The sequence below is a fragment of the Pseudomonas putida genome (genome assembly GCF_050989985.1).
Lineage (GTDB): Bacteria > Pseudomonadota > Gammaproteobacteria > Pseudomonadales > Pseudomonadaceae > Aquipseudomonas > Aquipseudomonas putida_AI.
The window spans coordinates 4,034,279-4,055,189 of sequence record NZ_CP158815.1; the positions used below are offsets into that span (position 1 = coordinate 4,034,279).

The window sequence follows — 20,911 nt, forward strand, 5'->3', positions numbered from 1 at the left end:
GTAGAAGCAAAAGTTGAGAACATCATGACTGCGAAGATTCAGCTCATCTCCCCGGTCGATGGCCGGGTCTACGCCGAGCGTCAATACGCCGACGTTGTCCAGCTCGATAAGGCACTGGATGCGGCCGCAACCGCCCAGGCGCAGTGGAAACGCCGGCCACTGAGCGAACGCGCGGCTTTTTGCAGCGCGGCCGTGGACGCGATGCTGGCCATGAAAGATGAAATCGTCCTTGAACTGGCCTGGCAGATAGGCCGGCCGGTCCGTTATTGCGCAGGAGAGCTGCGCGGCTTCGAAGAGCGTGCCCGGCATATGATCGCCATCGCGCCAGAGGCTTTAGCAGACGTTGAACCCGAGCCAATCAGCGGTTTTCGCCGACACATCAAACGCGAACCACTAGGCACCGTGCTGGTAGTCGCCCCATGGAATTACCCCTACCTGACCGCCGTCAACACGATCATCCCGGCATTGATGGCCGGCAACAGCGTCATCCTCAAACATGCTTCACAAACCCTGTTGGTTGGCGAGCGCTTCGCCGAGGCCTTTCGCCGCGCGAATCTGCCTGAGGGTCTGTTCCAGAATCTTGTACTCAGTCATTTACATACGTCAGCCGCCATTTCATCTGGAAAGGTTCATCAAGTGAACTTTACCGGTTCCGTGGACGGCGGTAAGACCATGGAACACGCCGCCGTCGAAGGTTTTCTTGGTCTTGGCCTGGAGCTTGGCGGCAAAGACCCGGCCTACGTTCGCGCCGACGCCAACCTCCAACACGCCGTGGAAAACCTGGTAGACGGCAGCTTCTTCAATTCAGGGCAGAGTTGCTGTGCCGTGGAACGCATCTATGTCGATCAATCAATCTACCCGGCGTTTATCGAACGTTTTGCCACTCTGACTCGCCAGTATGTGCTGGGCAATCCACTGGACGAAGCCACCACTCTCGGGCCGCTGGTCAACCCCGGCGCGGCTGACTTTGTGCGCGGCCAAATCGCTGCCGCTTTGGCCCAGGGCGCCAAGGCGCTGATCAATCCGCAAGACTTTGCTGCCGACGTACCGGGCAGCGCCTACCTCGCGCCGCAGGTGCTGGTGGACGTCACCCATGACATGTCGGTGATGCGCGATGAAAGCTTCGGCCCGGTGGTGGGCATCATGCCGGTCACCGGCGATGACCAGGCCGTGGCCCTGATGAACGACAGCGAGTTCGGCCTCAGTGCCTCGATCTGGACCAGGGATCTTGCCGCCGCCGAACACCTGGGCAACCAGATCGACACCGGCACCGTGTTCATGAACCGCTGCGACTACCTCGACCCGGCCCTGGCCTGGACCGGGGTGAAGAACAGCGGGCGCGGCGTGACCCTGTCGAGCCTGGGTTACGAACACCTGACCCGCGCCAAATCTTTCCATTTGCGCCACGAGATCTGAACCATGAGCCTGAAGGGAAACTGGAACTACCCCACAAGCATCCGCTTCGGTGTCGGCCGTATCAGCGAGCTGGCCGAGGCCTGTCGCAGCCAGGGTATCCAGCGCCCCTTGCTGGTCACCGACAGCGGCCTGGGCAAGGCGCCGATCACCACCGCCGCGCTGGCTGCCTTGCGTGATGCCGGGCTTGGCGCCGAGCTGTTTTGCGATCTCAAGCCCAACCCGGTGGAAGCCAACCTCGCCGGCGGGCTGGCAGCTTGGCGCGCGGGCAATCACGACGGCGTGGTGGCGTTTGGCGGCGGCAGTGGCCTGGACATGGGCAAGCTGATTGCGTTCATGAGCGGGCAGACGCGCCCGGTATGGGATTTCGAGGACATCGGTGACTACTGGACCCGTGCCGATGAGAAAGGCATCACCCCGATCATCGCGGTCCCCACCACCGCGGGCACCGGTTCGGAAGTGGGCCGGGCGGCGGTGATCATCGATGACAAAACCCACACCAAACGCATCATCTTCCACCCGAAAATGATGCCCCGGATAGTCATCAGCGACCCGGCGCTGACCGTCGGCATGCCGCCGAAAATCACCGCCGGTACCGGAATGGATGCGCTGGCGCACTGCCTGGAAGCCTATTGTGCCCCCGGCTTTCACCCGCTGGCCGATGGCATCGCGGTGGAAGGCATGCGCCTGGTGAGCCACGCACTGGTGCGCGCGGTCCACACCCCGGACGACCTCGATGCCCGCGCCAACATGCTGGCTGCCGCGGCGATGGGTGCCACCGCCTTCCAGAAAGGCCTGGGCGGGATGCATGCCCTGGCCCATCCGATCGGCGCGCTGTACGACACCCATCACGGCATGACCAACGCCACGCTGATGCCCTATGTCCTGAAATTCAATCGCCCGGCCATCGAAGAACGCATCACCCGCCTGGCTGCGTATCTACAGCTGCCCTCCCCCGGTTTCGACAGCTTCCTGGCCTTCGTCCTCAAGCTGCGCAAGGACGTCGCCGTGCCCCACACGCTGTTCGAGCTGGGCGTGGATGACAAGCAGGCGGACCTGATCGCCGACATGGCGGTGGTCGACCCGTCAGCCGGTGGCAACCCGTTGCCGCTGAGCAAAGCCGGCGCAGCAGAGATTTTTCAGGCCGCCTTCCACGGTCGCCTCCTGTAGGAGCGAGCATGCTCGCGATGGTCGTTAACGATAACGCGTGCTGTCTGAATGAACGCGCCGCGCGTGAGTCCATCGCGAGCATGCTCGCTCCTACAGGTAAATGGGTAATCGAACAGGTTTCACCGATTTGAAAAGGAGCAGTACGACACGAGGTTGAAGGCCGAGCTGTCCGCCATTGCGGATGGATGCGTATCAAAACCTGAAGGGGCACATACGATGAACCCAGCAAGCCAGCCCGGCACCGAGGCGCATGACGATGACGTCAAGGTGCTGCACAGCATGGGCTATGCCCAGCAGCTGTCGCGACGAATGGGCGTTTTCTCCAACTTCGCGATTTCCTTTTCGATCATCTGCATCCTCTCCGGAGGGATCAACTCACTGGCCCAGGGCACCTCGGGCGCAGGCGGTGCCTCGATTGGTATCGGCTGGCCGATCGGCTGCCTGATTTCCGGGGTATTCGCCCTGGCCATGGCGCAGATTTCCTCGGCCTACCCCACCGCTGGCGGCCTGTATCACTGGGGCTCGATTCTCGGTAACCGCTTCACCGGCTGGCTGACGGCCTGGTTCAACTTGCTGGGGCTGGTGACGGTGCTCGGCGCAATCAACGTCGGCACCTATTACTTCTTCTTCGGCGCCTTCGGGCCAACGCTGGGCATGGAAGACACCACCACGACACGGGTGATATTCCTGGCGATCCTCACGGGCCTGCAGGCCTTGTGTAACCACCTGGGCATCGGCCTGACGGCCAAACTCACCGACTTCTCCGGCTACCTGATCTTCGCCACCGCGCTGGCGCTGACCGTCGCCTGCCTGATCTCGGCACCCAGTTTCGAGTTCTCGCGGCTGGTGACCTTCGGCAACTACTCCGGTGCGGCCGGGGGCGGCGTCTGGCCGGAAGCTTCCAATGCCTGGATCTTCATGCTCGGCCTGCTGCTGCCGATCTACACCATCACCGGCTATGACGCCTCGGCGCACACCTCCGAAGAAACCCGCAACGCGGCTGTGTCGGTGCCAAAGGGCATGGTCATGTCGGTGGTCTGGTCGCTGCTGTTCGGCTGGCTCATGCTCAGCGCGTTCGTGCTGATGCTGCCTAACATGGACGAGGCCGCCAAGCAGGGCTGGAACGTGTTCTTCTGGGGCATGAGCGCCCAGGTCAATCCGCTGGTCAAGGACGCGCTGTACGTGGCGATTTTCATCTCGCAAGTGCTGTGCGGGCTGGCCACCGTGACCTCGGTATCGCGAATGATCTTCGCCTTCTCCCGCGATGGCGGCCTGCCGTGCTCCAAGGCACTGTCCTCGGTGTCGCCGACCTTCCGCAGCCCGGTGGCGGCGATCTGGACCGGTGCGACCCTGGCGGTGCTGTTCGACTGGGGCTCGTCGGTGATCTCGGTCGGTGAAACGCCGGTCTACACCATCGTCGTGTCCTGCACGGTGATCTTCCTGTTCTTCTCTTTCATCATCCCCATCGTCCTGGGCCTGTTCACCTACGGCACCTCGAAATGGCCGACCATGGGGCCATGGAACATGGGGCGATTCTGGTACACGGTGTTCGCCCTGCTCTCGGTGCTGTCGATGGTGATCATCTTCGTCATCGGCATCCAGCCACCCAATGACTGGGCGCTGTACATCACCATCGGCTTCCTGGTGCTGACGGCGATCGTCTGGTTCGGCTTCGAGGCCCGACGGTTCCAGGGACCACCGGTGGGCGATGTGATTCTCAAGCGCCAGGCCGAGATTGCGGCGGCCGAGGCTGCGTTGAACAAACAGGCTGGAAGCTGAACATCGATCAACTGTAGGAGCGAGCCTGCTCGCGATGGACGTCCAGACAACGCGGTCATTCAGACAGGTCGCGTTATCGTTGGCGTCCATCGCGAGCAAGCTCGCTCCTACAGGGGTGGTGGCCGGCCGAGGGCTCAAGCCACCGCCATCAACCCCGAATAAACCCGCAAGTGATGGTCGTCATCCCCAAACTGCCGCGCCACCATCAGCAAATGCCTGGCATGGTGCGACAGCATGTACTCCCACGTCAGCCCGATCCCGCCATGCAACTGGATCCCCTGGTCAGCCACAAACCGACCGGCACGGCTGACAATGAACTTGGCCGCCGCCAACACACGACTGCGCTCATCACTGTCCGCCTGGTCCGCCACACAGGCCGCCAGCAGGGTCATGGAAGTCGCCTGGTCCAGCTCGATGCGTATGTCCACCATGCGGTGTTGCAACACCTGGAACTTGCCGATCGGCTGGCCGAATTGCTGGCGTGTCTTCAGGTAGTCGAGGGTCAATGCGCAAGCTGCTTCCATGCTGCCGACGGCTTCGGCGCACTGCGCAGCGATGCAGCGCCCCTGCTGGTAACGCAGCGCCGGCAAGGCCCGCCCCACTTCGCCGAGCACCGCGTCGCACTTGATGAACACATCTTCCAGGTAAAGATCACAGGCCATGCGCCCGTCCATGGTCGGGAAGGCACGCCGGCGCACACCGGCCTCATGTGGATCAATCAGAAAGAGGCTGATGCCCTGCTCTTCCCTGGCCCCATGACTGGTTCTGGCCGATACCACGATCAGCCCGGCGCTCTGCCCGCCAACCACCACGGACTTGCGGCCGTTGAGTTTCCAGCCACCGGTCACGGGCTGCGCGACGGTTTGCACGTCCTGTAGCTGGTAGTGACTCTGCGGCTCATCCACGGCCACCGCCATTTGCAATTCGGCGTTGCCCAGTGCCGGCAACAGTCTCTGCTTCTGAGCCTCGGTGCCCAACTGGGTGACCAGGCCCCCGGCGAAAATCACTGAATGCAGGTAGGGCTCCAGGCACAAGCCTCGACCCAGCTCCTTCATGATCAGCATCGTCTCCACACCACTGCCGCCGAATCCACCGTATGTTTCGGCGAAAGGCACGGCACTCAAGCCAAGGTCACCCAATTGCTGCATGAGCTCATGGCTGAACCCGTGCTCACGCCGGCTGTATGCCTCGCGCTTTTCGAAACCGTAGGTGTCGCGCACCAGCCTTGCGACGGTGTCTTGCAGCATCAACTGCTCTTCGGTCAGTTTGAAATCCATGGTCGGCCCCTTACAACTCGAGAATCATTTTGGCGATGATGTTTTTCTGGATCTCGTTGGCCCCGCCGTAAATCGAGGCCTTGCGCGCATCCAGGTACTGACAGGTCGCCGCGCTGCTGTAGTCGGTGTACAGCAACGGCTCGCTGCCATAGCCCAATTCCTCTTCAATGAACGGCAGCGCGTAAGGCCCCACCGCCTTGCTGATCAGCCAGGTAATCGCCTGGCGGATCTCGGTGCCCTTGATCTTCAGGAACGAACTTTCCGCCCCGGGTACACCGCCTTCACTGGCCGCTGCCAAAGTGCGCAGGTTGCTCATTTCGGCCGCCATCAACTGCATCTCGACCTCGGCGATCTGTGCCCGGAACAACGGATCATCGATCAGCGGCCGGCCATCACGAACCTGCTGGCTGGCGATGTTTTTGAGACGGCCGAGCAGCGCCTTGTTCTGGGCAATCCCGCCAATGCTGGTGCGTTCATGGGTCAGCAGGTACTTGGCGCAGGTCCAGCCTTCGTTCTCCTGGCCGACCAGGTTCGCCAGCGGAACCCGAACGTTGTCGAAGAACACTTCGTTGACTTCATGCTCGCCATCGAGGGTGATGATCGGTCGCACCGTGATGCCCGGCGTCTTCATGTCGATCAGCACAAAGGAAATACCCCGCTGCTGTCGTGCCTCGGGGTCGGTGCGCACCAGGCAGAACATCCAGTCGGCGAAGTGCGCCAGGGTGGTCCAGGTTTTCTGGCCGTTGACCACGTAGTGATCGCCATCGCGAACAGCGCGGGTCTTCAAGGACGACAGGTCGGAACCTGCCCCCGGCTCCGAGTAGCCCTGGCACCACCAGTCTTCACACGTGAGGATGCGCGGCAGAAACCGGGCCTTCTGCTCGGCGGTCCCGAACTTGATGATCACCGGAGCGACCATTTTCAGCCCGAAGGACACCACTTTGGGGGCGCCGGCGGCAAAGCACTCTTCGTCGAAAATGTGTTTTTGCACATCGCTCCAGCCGGTGCCACCGAACTCCACCGGCCAGCCAGGCGCCAGCCAACCCTGACGGTTGAGGGTGCGCATCCATTGCACCTGATGTTCCTTGTTCAGTCGCTTGCCCTGGGAAATGCGCTGGGCGAATTCGACTGGCAGGTGGTCGCGCAGATAGGCCCGAACCTCTTCGCGGAAGGCGCGTTCGTCCGATGTGAAATCTATGTCCATCAATCAACTCCAAAAACGCAAGGTCACCTGTAGGAGCGAGCCTGCTCGCGATAGCGGCATGACAGTCACCTTCGAGTTGAATGTGCCGGCCTCATCGCGAGCAGGCTCGCTCCCACAGGTACATGGGTACGCAGGGGTTCAGTCGTTGAAAACGATCACCGAGCGCGCCAGTTCGCCACGGCGCAACTCGTCGAACGCTTCGTTGATCTGCTCAAGCTTGATGCGCTGGGAAATCATTTCGTCGAGCTTGAGTCGCCCCTGCATGTAGAAATCCACCAGGCGCGGCATGTCCACCGGGAAACGGTTGGAGCCCATCAGCGAACCCTGGATGCGTCGCTCGTGCAGCAGCTGCAACGGGTCCAGTTCGATTTTCAGGCCGGGCTTGAGCATGCCGATCACCGTGGCGGTGCCGCCACGGGCCAGCATGGCAAAGGCCTGTTCGGCGGTCTGCTTGAGGCCGATGCATTCGAAGGCGTGGTGCACGCCGCCACGGGTCAGTTCCATGACCTGCTTGGCGGCGTCGCCGTCGCGGCCGTTGATCAGGTCGGTGGCGCCGAACTGCCTGGCCAGTTCCAGTTTGGAATCAAGCATGTCGATGGCGATGATCCGCCCTGCCCCGGCCAGCGCGGCGCCGTTGATGGCGGCCAGGCCGATGCCGCCGCAACCGATCACGGCCACGGTTTCGCCCGGACGCACCTTGGCGGTGTTGAACACTGCCCCGGTACCGGTGGTGACGGCACAACCCAACAGGGCGGCGCGGTCCAGCGGCATGTCGCGGCGGATGGCGACGCAGGCGTTTTCATGCACCAGCATCTGTTCGGCAAAACCGGACAGGTTGACGAATTGCGGCATCGGTTTTTGCACGTAGGTCAGGCGCGACTCTTCGTCCTTGCCGCGCTTGGTTTCCGGCGACACGCAGCGAGCGAGATGGCCGGTCACGCAGTGATCGCAATGACCGCAGAACACGGTCAGGCAGGTCACCACATGATCGCCGGGCTTGACCGAACGCACTTCGGAGCCGACCTGCTCGACCACGCCGGCGGCTTCGTGACCCAGCACCAAGGGGCCCGGATAGGGAAACGAGCCGTCGATGACGTGCAAGTCGGAATGGCAGACACCCACGGCCTTGGTGCGGATCAAGACTTCGCGCGGGCCCGGTTTGCTGATGCCCACATTTTCGATGACCAGCGGGGCTCCAACCTGGTGGAATACGGCAGCTTTCATGGCAAACACTCTCAACAATGAACGGGGATCAGGCCGGGTTGGGCGCTGTGCGAAGGATGGCTTTGGCGTGACTGAAGGTGCGGAAACCGTCGATGCCGTGATAGGCCCCCATGCCGCTCTGGCCGACGCCACCGAACGGCAGGCCTTCGGTGCTGGCATGGCTCAAAACGCCGTTGAGGGTCACGCCGCCCGAGCAAGTACGCGTCAGCACTGCCGCCTCTTCGGCGGCATCGTTGCCGAAGTAGTACAAGGCCAGCGGGCGTGGGCGCGCGTTGATCCGGGCGATCACTTCGTCGATGGTCGTGTAGGCCAGGACCGGCAGCAGTGGGCCGAAAATCTCGTCCTGCATCACTTGCAGAGCGTCGCCGGGATTGCGCAGCAAGGTCGGCACGATCTTGTTTCGCGCCCCGTCGCTGAAATCCTCACCCGCCGGGTTCAGCTCGATCAGCTCGACACCCGCTGCACGGGCTTCGCCGAGATAGCCCAGCAGTCGCTCGTAGTGACGGCTGTTGATGATCGAGGTGTAGTCGGGATTGTCCTTGAGGGTCGGGAAAAATTTGCCGACCACCGCCTTGGCCACGCTGATGAATGCGCCTACAGACTCCTGCGGCACGAACACGTAGTCCGGTGCCACGCACAACTGACCTGCATTGAGCAGCTTGCCGATCACGGTCTTGGCCACGGCGTCGTTGAAGTCCGCTGTGCGGGAGATGATCGTCGGCGACTTGCCGCCCAGTTCCAGCGTCACCGGCACCAGGTTTTCCGCCGCCGCGCGCAACACGTGCTTGCCGATGCTGGTGGCACCGGTGAACAGCAAGTGGTCGAACGGCTGGCCACAGAACGCCTGGCCGACGTCCGCGCCACCGAGCACCACCGCCACTTCCTCTTCGGCGTACACCGAGCGGATCAGTCGGGCGATCAGGGCCGAAGTGTGCGGGGTGAATTCCGAGGGTTTGATCATCACCCGGTTGCCGGCGGCGAGGGCACCGGCCAGGCCGCTGAACACCATGTAGCCGGGGACGTTCCAGGCGGTGACGATGCCGACCACCCCCAGCGGCTGGTACTGCACCCAGGCTTGGCCGGCCCGGGCCTGGCGCTGTTCGGGACGCATCCAGTCGGCCAGTTCGGCCTTGGTCTGCTTGAGCGTGGCCAGTGGCGACAGCACTTCGCTGCCCTTGGAAAAGCCCGGGCTGCGATGACCGAAGTCGGCGGTCAGGGCCTCGATGAGGTCCTGCTCGTGATTGACCAGCAAACCGATTGCCCGATCCAGCAACTCACAGCGTTGCTCGAGGGTCCAGGGCTCATTGGCCAGGAACCCGGCCCTCTGTTTTTCCAGGATCGTGCGGATTTCACAGCTCGTCGAATGCTCGATGGCGCTCATCACTACCTCTCTTGTTTTTTTCCGGTCACGGCCGCGATCAGGCAGCGATACATAAGGTCTGGCTGCATGGTTGACCAACGCCGGCGCCACGCCGCCACCCGGATCAGGTGGTGGGGGTTTTCAAGCCAGGATGCCCATGGCCTTGGCGCTGTTGATGGCCTGGGTGCGGCGACAGGCGCCGAGCTTGACGTTGATGTTCTTGGCGTGGGTCTTGACGGTATTGACCGAGATGAACAGGCGATGGCCGACTTCGCGCACCGACATGCCTTCGGCCAGCAGCTTGAGTACGGACATTTCCCGGGGTGTCAGTTCGTCTTGATAGTCAGGTACGCGGGACACGGCGAACCTGTCGGTGTCGTCGCCGTGATCGCGGGCCAGGTTCCGGGCTTTTTGCAGGGCAATCGGCCCCTGGTAGCAGGTGCTGTCAATCCTGCCCCAGTGCATGCGCCGCTCGGCTTCGTACAACAGCAGGTGGGCTCGTTCGGTGTCACGGCCGCGGGAGGCCATCTCCGACAGCAACAGGTAGGCATCGAGCACAAAGGGTGCGCAGCAATCACGAACCTGCAACAGCCCGGCCTGCACCACCTGCCGGGCCTCCTCCAGGTGCCCCTGGTGCAGCAACAATTCACCTTGCAGGAACATCAGCCGGCCGAGCAATGGATACGGCGAATTCCTGCTGCCAGCCAGCCGCTCAAGCTCTGTGCGCAGCAACGATTGGGCAAGGGTGGTCTGCCCCTGGAGCGCCATCAACCGCACCCTGTCCGTATTGACCAGGACTTCCGCTTCACGACTGCCGCGACGCCGGGCCAGTTCCAGGGAATGCTCCAGCAACACCTGGGCCTCGGTCAGTTCGCCGGTTTTCATGGCGATGCGCGCCAATGTGCAATGGCACAGCAACACCGACAGCCAGTCCGCGCCTGTCAGGTAGCCAAGCGCGGCGTGGCAGTGCAGGCGCGCCTGTTCGGTATTGCCGCGCAGGGCGTGCAAGGTGCCGAACAAGGCCTGCCAGTTGGCCAGCAGGCGCTGGTGGCGTTGCGGGTCGGGCAGCGGCAGGAAATGCCCCAGGCGTTGCAGGCAATCTTCGGCCTCTTTCAGCCGGCCGCTGAACAGCAGCGCCTTGGCGCACAGGTAGATCAGGCGCGGGCTGCTGTGCAGCAGTTGCGGCTCGATTTTCTCGCGCCAGTCCATGAGTTTGCTCAGATGCCGCTCGCTGAGTATCCAGCTGAGCCACAAGCGCTCCATGTAGTTCGCCGCCACTTCCGGCTGGCCGGCACACAGGGCTTGCTCGACCGCATCGTCGACATGCCCCGAGAGGCTGAGCAGTTGGCAGGCCCGCAGGCGCAGCCGGTTCAACGGCGCCCCGCTCAATTGGCCTTGCAGGGCATGAGCCACCGCCGGCAAGAGGCGGAACCAGCCGGGTTGCCGATCGACCGGGAACAGAAAAGCCTGGCATGCCAGCAAGCTGTCGAACACCCGGCCGGCCTGCTGGCCTTCCCACAGTTGCTGGCAAAAATCCGCGTTGGCCTTGGGCAAATGCGCCAGGCCGGACAGGACTTCTCGCTGTTCATCACTCAGGCGCGACAGCACTTCGCGCCGCAGGAATTGCCCGAGCAAAGGCCCTCCCCCGCACAGCGGCAACGACAGCCGGACACCGGCACACCAGCCCCCGGTTTCATGCCAGAGCCGTTCCCGCGAGGTGGCATCGATATGGGGCGACAGCCCGTCGATCAGCGATTCGAACTCATCCGGGCGCAGGGCCAGTTGCCTGGCGTCCAGCTCGAACAATTGGCCGTCGAGCATCAGGCGCGGCAGGTTCCAGTCGGGGCGCTGACGGCAGGTGACCAGCAGTTGCAGGCGGGGGTTTTGCAGGGACAGGAGTTGGTCGAACCAGTGGTTCAGGTTGGCGGGCATTTGTGCGGGGACATCATCGAACACAAGGCGAAGCCTTGGCTCTTCATTGGCAGGGCCGGCGTCTTCGCGAGCAAGCCCGCTCCCACAGGGGAACGCGGTCAACTGTGGGAGCGGGCTTGCTCGCGAAGGCGCCAGACCTGTCATCTCATTACTTGAGCCGAGATGCGTCATTAAGGCATCGGGCGCCACTCCAAGCTCGCCCGCCAGCCTCATGGTCAAATTGTCCAGGGTTTGCGACTGCCCACCCAACCCCAGCCAAACCACCCGCCCCGGCGCCGCTACGCCCTGCAAATACTCGCGCAGCAAAGCCGTTTTCCCGAAACCTGCAGGCGCGCACAGCAATTGCAATCGCTGCCGGGCGCCCTTGAGTGCATCGCAAAGATGCGGCCGTGGCACAAACATGACGGACCTCGCCGATGGACAATGGATTCCATCATTGGCCTGTCAGCCGGTTTGTACGCCACCCGCATCAGGTGGTTGGTAAGCACACACCCCTTCTGTAGGAGCGAGCCTGCTCGCGATGGTCGTTAACGAATACGCGTGTCTGCTGACTGAGCGCGGCGTTCTCGAGTCCATCGCGAGCAGGCTCGCTCCTACAGTGATGCGTTGTTGCAAGCGGGAATGAACCCTCAGCGAATACCGGCGTTGCGCAGCGCGGACGGGGTGAAGTCGCTCATCTTCGCGGTCATGCCATAGGTGGTTGCATGCTTGGACTGGTTGGTCATCGCCAGCACGTTGTAGCGACCGGCAATCAGGTCATAGATCCCGAGCATGGCGAAGTTGGGGGCGCCTCGCTCGTAATCGTTCAACGCATAACCTTCCGCCACCCGCCACAGCTGCCCACGACCGTCATAGTGATCGACTTCCGCCAGCTGCCAGGTGTCCTCGTCGAAGTACAGGTCACGCTTGGCATACACATGTCGCTGGCCCGGCTTGAGGGTGGCCTCGACATGCCAGACCCGGTGCAGCTCATAGCGGGTCAGGTCCTGGTTGATATGCCCCGGCTTGATGATGTCGTCGTACTTGAGCTTGGGCGACTGCAACCGGTAGTTGTTGTACGGGATGTACAGTTCCTTCTTGCCGATCAGCTTCCAGTCATAACGATCCGGCGCGCCGTTCATCATGTCGGTGTTGTCGGCGGTACGCATGCCGTCCGAACCGTTGCCCGGGCCATCGTAAGCCACTTGCGGTGCACGACGCACGCGGCGCTGTCCGGCGTTGTAGACCCACGCCAGGCGCGGCTCCTTGACCTGGTCGATGGTCTCGTGGATCAGCACCACACTGCCGGCCATGCGCGACGGCGCGGTGATTTCCTGTTTGTAGTAGTACAGGACGTTGTCGCCCTGCCCGGCTTCGACGCCGTCCATCAATTGCGGGAACGCCAGCTTGTCGTCGTACTCGACAATGGAATACGAACCATTGGCCTGCGGTGCGGCCTGGGCGGCCTGGCGCTCAATGTTGCCACCGCGATAACGGTTGGTGTGGTTCCAGTAGACCTCGACGCCGCTCTTGGGCAGCGGGAACGGGTAGTAACGGGTTTGCGAGAAGTTCAGCAGGCCGTTGCCGTCGGGCGTCAGCTCGGTGGTCACCGCACTTTTTTTGGCGATGTCGTATACGTTTTGCGGCGAAGCGGCGGTGCGCTGGGTCTTGTACACCGGGATCTTGTAGCTGTCCGGGTAGCGCTTGAACATCGCCAGCTGGCCCGGGGTCAGCTTGTCCTTGTACTGCTCGGCGTTGGCGGCGGTGATGACCACCTGTGGCTTTTCACCGGCGAATGGATCACCGAGGAAGCCATTGTCCAGCGCGGCCGCACCCGGCTTCAGGCCACCGGTCCAGGCCGGAATGCTGCCATTGGCATTGCCCTCTTTCTGAGCGCCCAAAGGCGTCAGCGTGGTGCCCAACTGGGCAGCCTCCTGGGGGGTGACGGCGGCCATGACGCTGCTGGCCAGCAACGACAGACTCAGTGCACCTGCTTGCAGAATGAAACGCGCGTTCATGTTGAAGTAGTTCATATCCAATTACCTCTTGGGCAGGGTTGCATCAGAAATTCACGCCGAAGCTGAGCGCGACGTAGTCACGATCGACGTTGGTGTTGAAGTCGCCGCCGAAGTAGTTGGTGTAACTCAGGCTGGCGGTGTAGGTGTTCAGGTAATCGGCATCCAGGCCGACGCTGACGGCTTTGGAGCCCTCATCGAAGTTCGGACCGTAGCCTTCGACGTCATGGGACCAGGCCAGGTTGGGCGACAGGTTGATGCCGGCGATCACGTTCTGATAATCGAGCTTGCCGCGCAGGCGATAGCCCCAGCTGTTGCTGGTGTAGAAGCCGTTGTCGTTGCACTCCTGCGCCGGGTTGCTGGCCGACGGCGTACCTGCGGCAGTGCCCCGGCAAGTGGCCGCACCGGCTGCGCCTTGCAGCTGGCCGGAACCGAAGGCCGGGCTGCGACCGAAACGCAGGTCCGAGCCATCGGCCTTGCCCAGGCCGTTGATGTGGTTGTAACCGACCTCGCCAACCAGGGTCAGGCGGCTGGCCCCCAGCACCTGATCGAAGAACTGCGTGGCGGTCATTTGCGCCTGGGTCACCGGCATGCGCTTGTAGCCGTTGACCTCGGCACCGAGGGTGCGCCCGGCGAAACCAGTGGTGATCAGCGGCGAAGTCGCGCCGAAGGTGGCCGCTGACAGCAGGTCGGCGGTGTTCAGTTGCAGCGGCATATTCGGCCGGTAGCTGACCTCGCCCCCCAGGGAAACACCGGAGACGTTGGTCTGGAAGCTCAGGCCGTACAGGCGAATATCTTCCGGATAGTCGATGAAGTAGCGCACGCTGCGCGCCGAGGTCACGCCGCCGGCCGCGCTGGTCATCTGGTTGATGCTCAGGTACGGGTTGCGGCTGTGGTAGTTCATCGCGTAGGCGCCGAATTCGGTGTCGTTCGCCTCCGGCACGTACCAGCGCAGGGCCAGGCCATACTGGCCGCTGTCGCGGGCATCGTTGTCCTTCAGGCGCGGGATGAACGCATCGTCGGTACCCGCGGCGATGGCCGCGTTACCGCCGGTATTACGTGCCACCCCCGGTGGCAGGTCGAGGCCGGCCACCACCAGTCGGTCGTTACAGCCCTGGGGTACGCCGTCGCTGCCGAAGAAGGTGCCGCAGTTGTCGACCACCGACTTGTCCCACTCCAGCTGGTAAAACGCCTCGGCGGTGATGTTGTCGGCCAGGCCCTGGGACACGTAAAGCAGGTTGACCGGGATCAGGCCTTCCTTCACTTCCGCACCGGGCCGACGCAGGGCCGCGACGTCCACCGGGTTGATGCTGTTGATCGAGTTGCCGATGAAGGTGCTCTCGCCCCAGCTCACCACCTGCTTGCCCAGGCGCACGTTGCCGACCTGATCGCCCAGCGAATAGTTGTGGTAGACGAAGCTGTCGAGGAACATCGCCCCGGACGACTTGGCCGCGCGATCACGGCCCGAGTCATCGATGTCGTAGAACGGCCGGTGCTCGTCCATCAGCTCGAAGTCGTACCAGTATTTGCCGCGCACGAAGGCGCCGCTGTCGCCGTATTTCAGCTCCAGGTCATGCACGCCCTTGAAGATCTTCGAGAAGGTTTCGCCCTTCTTGAAGTTCAGACGGTTGTCGTCGGTGGTGCGCGAGGCGGACTCGCCACCGGTGACGCCCTGGGAGTTGAAGTTGGAGATGAATTGCTTGTCCGGGTCAGCGGTCGACCAGCTCGCGCCGACCGACAGCGATGAATCGAACGACCCTTGAATCTCCCCGATGTTGAAATCAACAGCGCGGGCCTGAGGGCTCGCGCAAGTGGCAATCGTCACAGCTACGGTCAGCAGACTCGGCTGGAAGACTCCGCGCATTGTTGTTTTTGTCATGCGGTTTCTCCGGTTAAGGATGGCGTGGTGAGAGCCCATGCTAGCGAGGCTCAGGTTGGGTCCTCACACCCGAACGGGTGATTTGGATCAAGCGTTTTCACAAGGTTTTGGGGGGCGTAACGACCCGGTTCGAGATGCGCTCGATGGGCGTTACTGCCGGTGACATTCACCCGGTAAAAGTCGCAGTGCGTTTCTCGATAAACGCCGTCACGGCTTCGCGGTGATCGGCGGTCTGGTGCGACAGCACCTGGAAGGTCGCGGACATTTCCAGCAGCGTGTCGAGACGGGTGTGCAAGGCTTCGCGCAACAAGCGCTTGGCCAGGCGCACGGCATGGGGCGGATTGGCGGCGATGGACGCGGCGATTTCCCGCGCCGTCTCCAGCAGTTGTTCGGCGGGTACGACCCGGGACACCAGGTTCCATTGCTCCGCCTGGCGTGCGTCGATCATTTGCCCGGTCAGGGTCAGTTCGGTGGCCCGGGACAGGCCGATGATGCGCGGCAACAGCCACGCGCCGCCGTCACCGGGGATGATCCCCAACTTGACGAAGCTCTCGGCAAACTTCGCCTGATCGGAGGCCACGCGGATGTCGCACATGCACGCCAGATCGAGACCGGCGCCGATGGCCGCGCCGTTGACCGCCGCAATCACTGGCACTTCCAGATTGAACAGCGCCAGCGGCAAGCGCTGGATGCCGGTGCGGTATTCCTGGCGCAATTGCATGCCCGACATCTGCGCGTAGCGGTCCATGTCACGTACGTTGCCGCCCGAGCAAAACGCACTGCCGGCACCGGTGATGATCACGGCGCGCACACTGGCATCGCGCTCGATCCGCTCGATGGCTTCGAGGAATTCGGGTACAGCGCTGTTGCCGGTCAGCGGGTTGCGACGTTCCGGGTCATTCATCGTCAGGGTGACGACGTGATCGTCCTGTTCGTACTTCAGAAACGGGCTCATGGGGTTGTCCTCAAGCGGAGTGAAACGGGGTGACGTGACGGGCGAATTCGCTGGCGTTGACGTTCGGCCGGGCCAGCAAGGCCTTGCCGACGACGACATTCCAGTACGCTTCCGAGCCTTCGCTGAGGCGCCACTGATGCAGGCGCCGGGTGAACAGTTGCAGGTCCAGTTCTTCGGTCACGCCAATGGCGCCGAACAGCGCGTGGGCGGTGGCGGTCACCTGGGGCACTGCCATGCTGGTGCGGGCCTTGGCCATGGCGGTCGGAATCGGACCCGGCACCTGCGCGGTGCCGGCGAAGGCCAGCTCGGCGGCGATGCGTGCAGCCGCCACCTGCTCGGCCATTACGCTGAGCTGGTGCTGGACCGCCTGGAACTTGCCGATGGCCTTGCCGAACTGAACCCGGTCATTGCAGTACTCAAGGGTCATGTCCAGTACCCGTTCCATCGCCCCGGCCATGGTCGCGGCGTGGATGGCGGCGCTGAACAGGCGAACTTCTTCACCGTTGTTGCCGACGGCTGCACCGACGGCTTCCCCGGGCCAATTCAGCGTGGCGTACTGGCTGGCGTGAACCCCGTCGGACTGGCGTCGCGCCTGGCTGCAATCGAGCAGCAACAGCTCGCCGCCCAGGTTCACCAGGGCAAAATCGGCCAATGATCCGTAGGTGACACGTGGCGCGCACAACCCACCATCGGCCTGGCGCCAGGCCGTGCCGGCCAGGGTCACCATGCCGGCCGGCAACCGGTACGGACAGTCACGCAGCAATGCCCGGGCAGCCATGCTTTGCGCGGCTGGAACCGGCAGGGCATGACGGCCGAAGGCGAGCACAATCGGGAACAGCGCATCCAGGGAAAGCCCCGCACCATCGGCCACTTCCGGGGTCAGCAGTTCCAGAAACCCGCCTTCCTCCAGCACGCGCCACAGCTCACTGGCGCCCTCACCGTTTTCAACGGCGCGGACCCATGCCGGGGTGCACAGGTCTGTCAGGATTTTTTCAATCGCTTCAGTAAACATGACGATAAGTCCTATTCAACGCAGGCCAAGGCCGCGGGCGATCATGCCGCGCAGGATTTCGCGGGTTCCGCCGCGCAACGAGAAAGTCGGTGCGACCTGGTTCAGGTAGGCCACGGTGCGGTACAGCTCTTCGTCGACCGGGGCGTCGGGATCGGCGCTGATCGAGTTGGCAATCGCTGCCGGAATCGACTGCTCGAACTCGGTGCCGATGTCCTTGACCAGCGCTGCCTCCACCACCGGGCTTTCGCCCCGCGCCAGGAGTGCCGTGAGCGCCAGCGAGAGGTTGCGCAGGCTGCTCAGTTGGGTGAGGAAACTGCCGAGCAACGCGGTGTCGGCTGCGCTGGCACCGTGGCGGCGCAAGGTGTTGGCCCACAGGTCCAGCAACACCACGCTGGAGTAGAAGCGCTCCGGCCCACTGCGCTCGAAGGCCAGTTCAGCGTTGACCTGCTTCCAGCCACTGCCCTCCTCGCCCACCAGTGCGTCATCGCTCAACAACACCTCATCGAACGCCACTTCCGAGAAGTGCGCATCGCCGGCGAGGTCGACAATCGGGCGCACGCTCACACCCGGTTGCCGCAGGTCGATGATGAACTGCGAGAGTCCGTTGTGACGGTCCTCGGGCGAGCCGCTGGTGCGCACCAGAGCGATCATGTAGTCGGCGTGATGGGCGTTGGTCGTCCAGATCTTGCGCCCGCTCAGGCGCCAGCCACCTTCGCAGCGAGTGGCACGACTGCGCACGCTGGCCAGGTCCGAGCCGGCATTGGGCTCGCTCATGCCGATGCAGAAAAACGCTTTGCCCGCACAGATGCGCGGCAGGTAGAAATCCTTCTGCGCATCGCTGCCGAACTTCAGGATCAGCGGCCCGCTCTGCCGATCGGCAATCCAGTGCGCCGCCACCGGAGCGCCGGCCGACAGCAGCTCCTCCACCAGGACGAAGCGGCTGAAGGCGTTCAGCCCGGCACCGCCATAGGCTTGCGGCAGTGTCAGGCCAACCCAGCCGCGCCCGGCCAGTTTGCGACTGAAATCGGCATCGAATCCGGTCCAGCTGCGCGCCCGCACGTCCGCCGGTGCCGATGGCAAATGCTCGACCAGAAAGCGCTGCACTTCGCAGCGAAAGGCCTCGGCGTGCTGCGGCAAGGCGGTCAGGCGGAAGGCGTCGAGCAAACTGCTCACCGGGCACCTCCGCTGACTTTGCCGTACAGCGTCACCACACAGGCGCCGCCCAGGCCGAGGTTGTGTGCCATGGCCAGGCGTGCGCCGTTGACCTGGCGCTGCTCGGCGTTGCCGCGCAGTTGTTGGGTCAGCTCATAACACTGCGCCAGGCCCGTCGCGCCCAACGGATGGCCCTTGGAAAGCAGGCCGCCGGACGGATTGACGACGATTTGCCCGCCATAGGTATTGTCGCCGTCCATCACGAATTGTTCGGCGCCACCCTCGGGGCAAAAACCCAGGGACTCGTAGCAGATCACTTCGTTCTGCGCGAAGCAGTCATGGAGCTCGCAGACATCGATATCTTGCGGGCCGACTCCAGCCTTCTCGTACACCTGGCCGACAGCGGCGTGAGTCATGTGCGTGCCGACCCAATCGAGCAGCGACGGCTTTTCGAAATTGAAGGATTCGGGGGTGTCGGTGGTCATGGCCTGGGCGACGATTTCCACATCGCGACGCAGGCCATGCTTTTTGGCGAAACGCTCGGACACCAGGATCGCTGCCGCGCCGCCGCAAGTTGGCGGGCAGGCCATCAGGCGGGTCATGACGCCCGGCAGAATCACCGGGTCATTCATCACGTCCTCGACACTGAGCACCTTGCGAAACAATGCCAGCGGGTTGTTGGCTGCATGGCGGCTGGCCTTGGCGCGCACAGCGGCGAAGGTTTCCATTTTGGTGCCGTACTTGTGCATGTACTCGCGCCCCGCACCACCAAAGGTACGGATGGCCTGGGGCATGCCCTCCATATCGGCGGTCAGGCCACGCAAAATCGGCAGGAAGCGCTCGCGGGTCGGCGGACGGTCATCCCAATGGGACTTCAGCGCCCCGGCCTGCATCTGTTCGAAACCCACCGCCAGCACGCAATCGGCCGAGCCGGACTCGATGGCCTTGCGCGCCAGGTACAACGCGGTGGAGCCGGTGGAGCAGTTGTTGTTGACATTGACCACCGGGATCCCGGTCATGCCGACTTCGTAGAGCACGGTCTGGCCGCAGGTGGAGTCGCCGTAGACGTAACCGGCATAGGCTTCCTGGACCAGGCTGTACTCGATCCCGGCATCGGCCAGGGCCCGGCGTATTGCTTCTGCGCCCATCTGCACGTAGGTCGGGCTGTCGCTGGGCTTGCGGAACGGGATCATGCCAACGCCCGCTACCAGTACTTTTTCGCTCATGGTGTCACCTGAAAATGAGGGGGAAGGATCACAACTGGCGCGCGATCAGTTCGCGCAGCACTTCGCTGGTGCCGCCAAAAATCCGCGTCACGCGCATGTCGACGAAGGCACGGGCAATCGGGTACTCGAGCATGTAGCCGTAGCCGCCGTGCAGCTGGACCATGTCGTCGATGCACTTGCACAGGGTCTCAGTGGCGAACAGCTTGGCCAGTGCCGACTCCTGCACCGTCAGGCGCCGACGCATGTGTTCGCCGATGTAGTGATCGATCATCAGGCGCACGGCGGTGGCCTGGGCCTTGATATCGGCCAGCTTGAATTTGGTGTTCTGGAAGTCCCATACGGTCTGGTTGAAGGCCTTGCGATCCTTCACGTACTCCACCGTCTGCTCGAGCATGCGTTCGAGCTTGGCGGCGCTGTACAGGGCGATGACCAGGCGCTCCTGGGGCAACTCTTCCATCAGGTGCATGAAGCCGCGGTTTTCCTCGCCCAGCAGGTTGCCCACCGGTACGCGAACGTTGTCAAAGAACAGCTCGGCGGTATCGGCTGCGTGCTGGCCGACCTTGTCCAGCTTGCGGCCGCGACGGAAACCTTCGCGATCACACTCGACCATGATCAAGCTGCAGCCCTTGGCCCCGGCGCTCGGGTCGGTCTTGCACACGACCACCACCATGTCGCAGGTCAGGCCGTTGCTGATGAAGGTCTTGCTGCCGTTGATCACCCACTCGTCGCCGTCCCGCACGGCGGTGGTGCGGACCGCCTTGAGGTCGGATCCTGTGCCCGGCTCGGTCATCGCCACCGCCAGCACGGTTTCGCCGGTGCAGATTTTCGGCAGCCATTTGTGCTTCTGCTCTTCAGTGCCCAGGCGCACGATGTACGGCGCGACGATGTCCGAATGCACCCCCAGGCTCCAGCCCGAGACACCGGCTCGGTACAGCTCCTCGATTAGTACCGCCGAGTGCCCGAAGTCGCCGCCACCGCCGCCGTACTCGGTCGGCACGGTGAGGCACAGCAGGTTGTGGCGACCGGCCTTGAGCCAGGTTTCCCGGTCGACCTGCCCGGCCTCGTCCCACTGCGCCTGCTTGGGCAGGCATTCACGCTCGAAGAAACGTCGCGCGGTTTCACGCAGCATTTCGTGGTCTTCACGGTACACGGTACGGTTGATATGCATCGGGCTCTCCAGTGGATGGCCAGGCCGGTGTGCGCCTGGTACGTGAGCCCAATGTATTGAGGGGGGTGGGGATACTCGCCACCCGGATCGGGTAGCGCTGGCGCGGGCGCGCCGGAAGGTCGCAAACGCACGATCCCTGTAGGAGCGAGCCTGCCCGCGAAGAGGC

At 63.2% G+C, this 20,911-nt stretch carries 15 protein-coding genes; 3 read left to right on the top strand and 12 right to left on the bottom strand.

The features are described from left to right. Positions 1-24: 24 nt before the first annotated feature. From ABTV29_RS18525 to ABTV29_RS18535, 3 genes are all read left to right on the top strand, one after another. Positions 25-1,416: an aldehyde dehydrogenase family protein gene (locus tag ABTV29_RS18525; protein WP_433766117.1), complete on the top strand. Its 1,392-nt coding sequence runs from the start codon at positions 25-27 to the stop codon at positions 1,414-1,416. A gap of 3 nt (positions 1,417-1,419) precedes the next feature. Then, the gene (locus tag ABTV29_RS18530; RefSeq protein ID WP_433766119.1) at positions 1,420-2,583 is read left to right on the top strand and encodes an iron-containing alcohol dehydrogenase; all 1,164 of its coding nucleotides are present in this window, start codon (positions 1,420-1,422) and stop codon (positions 2,581-2,583) included. A 216-nt stretch (positions 2,584-2,799) separates the two neighbouring features. Beyond that, positions 2,800-4,362 (top strand): amino acid permease, encoded by a 1,563-nt coding sequence (locus ABTV29_RS18535; protein ID WP_433766120.1) that lies wholly within the window; start codon positions 2,800-2,802, stop codon positions 4,360-4,362. Between the two features lie 134 nt (positions 4,363-4,496). On the opposite strand, the gene ABTV29_RS18540 is transcribed toward ABTV29_RS18535, so the two are convergent. From ABTV29_RS18540 to ABTV29_RS18595, 12 genes are all read right to left on the bottom strand, one after another. After that, complete coding sequence (locus ABTV29_RS18540) at positions 4,497-5,639, bottom strand: acyl-CoA dehydrogenase family protein (protein WP_433766122.1); 1,143 nt, start codon at positions 5,637-5,639, stop codon at positions 4,497-4,499. Between the two features lie 10 nt (positions 5,640-5,649). After that, the gene (locus ABTV29_RS18545) at positions 5,650-6,843 is read right to left on the bottom strand and encodes an acyl-CoA dehydrogenase family protein (protein ID WP_433766123.1); all 1,194 of its coding nucleotides are present in this window, start codon (positions 6,841-6,843) and stop codon (positions 5,650-5,652) included. Between the two features lie 138 nt (positions 6,844-6,981). Next, the gene (locus ABTV29_RS18550) at positions 6,982-8,067 is read right to left on the bottom strand and encodes a Zn-dependent alcohol dehydrogenase (RefSeq protein ID WP_433766125.1); all 1,086 of its coding nucleotides are present in this window, start codon (positions 8,065-8,067) and stop codon (positions 6,982-6,984) included. A 28-nt stretch (positions 8,068-8,095) separates the two neighbouring features. Then, on the bottom strand, positions 8,096-9,448 hold the full coding sequence (locus tag ABTV29_RS18555; protein WP_433766126.1) for a coniferyl aldehyde dehydrogenase: 1,353 nt from the start codon (positions 9,446-9,448) through the stop codon (positions 8,096-8,098). Between the two features lie 120 nt (positions 9,449-9,568). After that, entirely contained in the window at positions 9,569-11,383 is a 1,815-nt protein-coding gene (locus ABTV29_RS18560) for a LuxR C-terminal-related transcriptional regulator (protein WP_433766127.1), read from the bottom strand. A 605-nt stretch (positions 11,384-11,988) separates the two neighbouring features. Next, entirely contained in the window at positions 11,989-13,356 is a 1,368-nt protein-coding gene (locus ABTV29_RS18565) for a DUF1329 domain-containing protein (protein WP_433771935.1), read from the bottom strand. A gap of 43 nt (positions 13,357-13,399) precedes the next feature. Continuing rightward, positions 13,400-15,232 (bottom strand): DUF1302 domain-containing protein, encoded by a 1,833-nt coding sequence (locus ABTV29_RS18570; RefSeq protein WP_433766129.1) that lies wholly within the window; start codon positions 15,230-15,232, stop codon positions 13,400-13,402. A gap of 166 nt (positions 15,233-15,398) precedes the next feature. Then, complete coding sequence (locus tag ABTV29_RS18575; RefSeq protein WP_433766131.1) at positions 15,399-16,187, bottom strand: crotonase/enoyl-CoA hydratase family protein; 789 nt, start codon at positions 16,185-16,187, stop codon at positions 15,399-15,401. A 10-nt stretch (positions 16,188-16,197) separates the two neighbouring features. Next, positions 16,198-17,199: an acyl-CoA dehydrogenase family protein gene (locus ABTV29_RS18580; RefSeq protein ID WP_433766133.1), complete on the bottom strand. Its 1,002-nt coding sequence runs from the start codon at positions 17,197-17,199 to the stop codon at positions 16,198-16,200. 15 nt (positions 17,200-17,214) lie between these two features. Beyond that, positions 17,215-18,372, bottom strand: a complete 1,158-nt coding sequence (locus tag ABTV29_RS18585) for an acyl-CoA dehydrogenase family protein (protein WP_433766134.1) — start codon at positions 18,370-18,372, stop codon at positions 17,215-17,217. Next, complete coding sequence (locus ABTV29_RS18590; protein WP_433766135.1) at positions 18,369-19,577, bottom strand: lipid-transfer protein; 1,209 nt, start codon at positions 19,575-19,577, stop codon at positions 18,369-18,371. The genes ABTV29_RS18585 and ABTV29_RS18590 overlap by 4 nt, the downstream gene beginning before the upstream one ends. A 28-nt stretch (positions 19,578-19,605) precedes the next feature. Then, on the bottom strand, positions 19,606-20,745 hold the full coding sequence (locus ABTV29_RS18595; protein WP_433766137.1) for an acyl-CoA dehydrogenase family protein: 1,140 nt from the start codon (positions 20,743-20,745) through the stop codon (positions 19,606-19,608). Between the last annotated feature and the right edge of the window lie 166 nt (positions 20,746-20,911).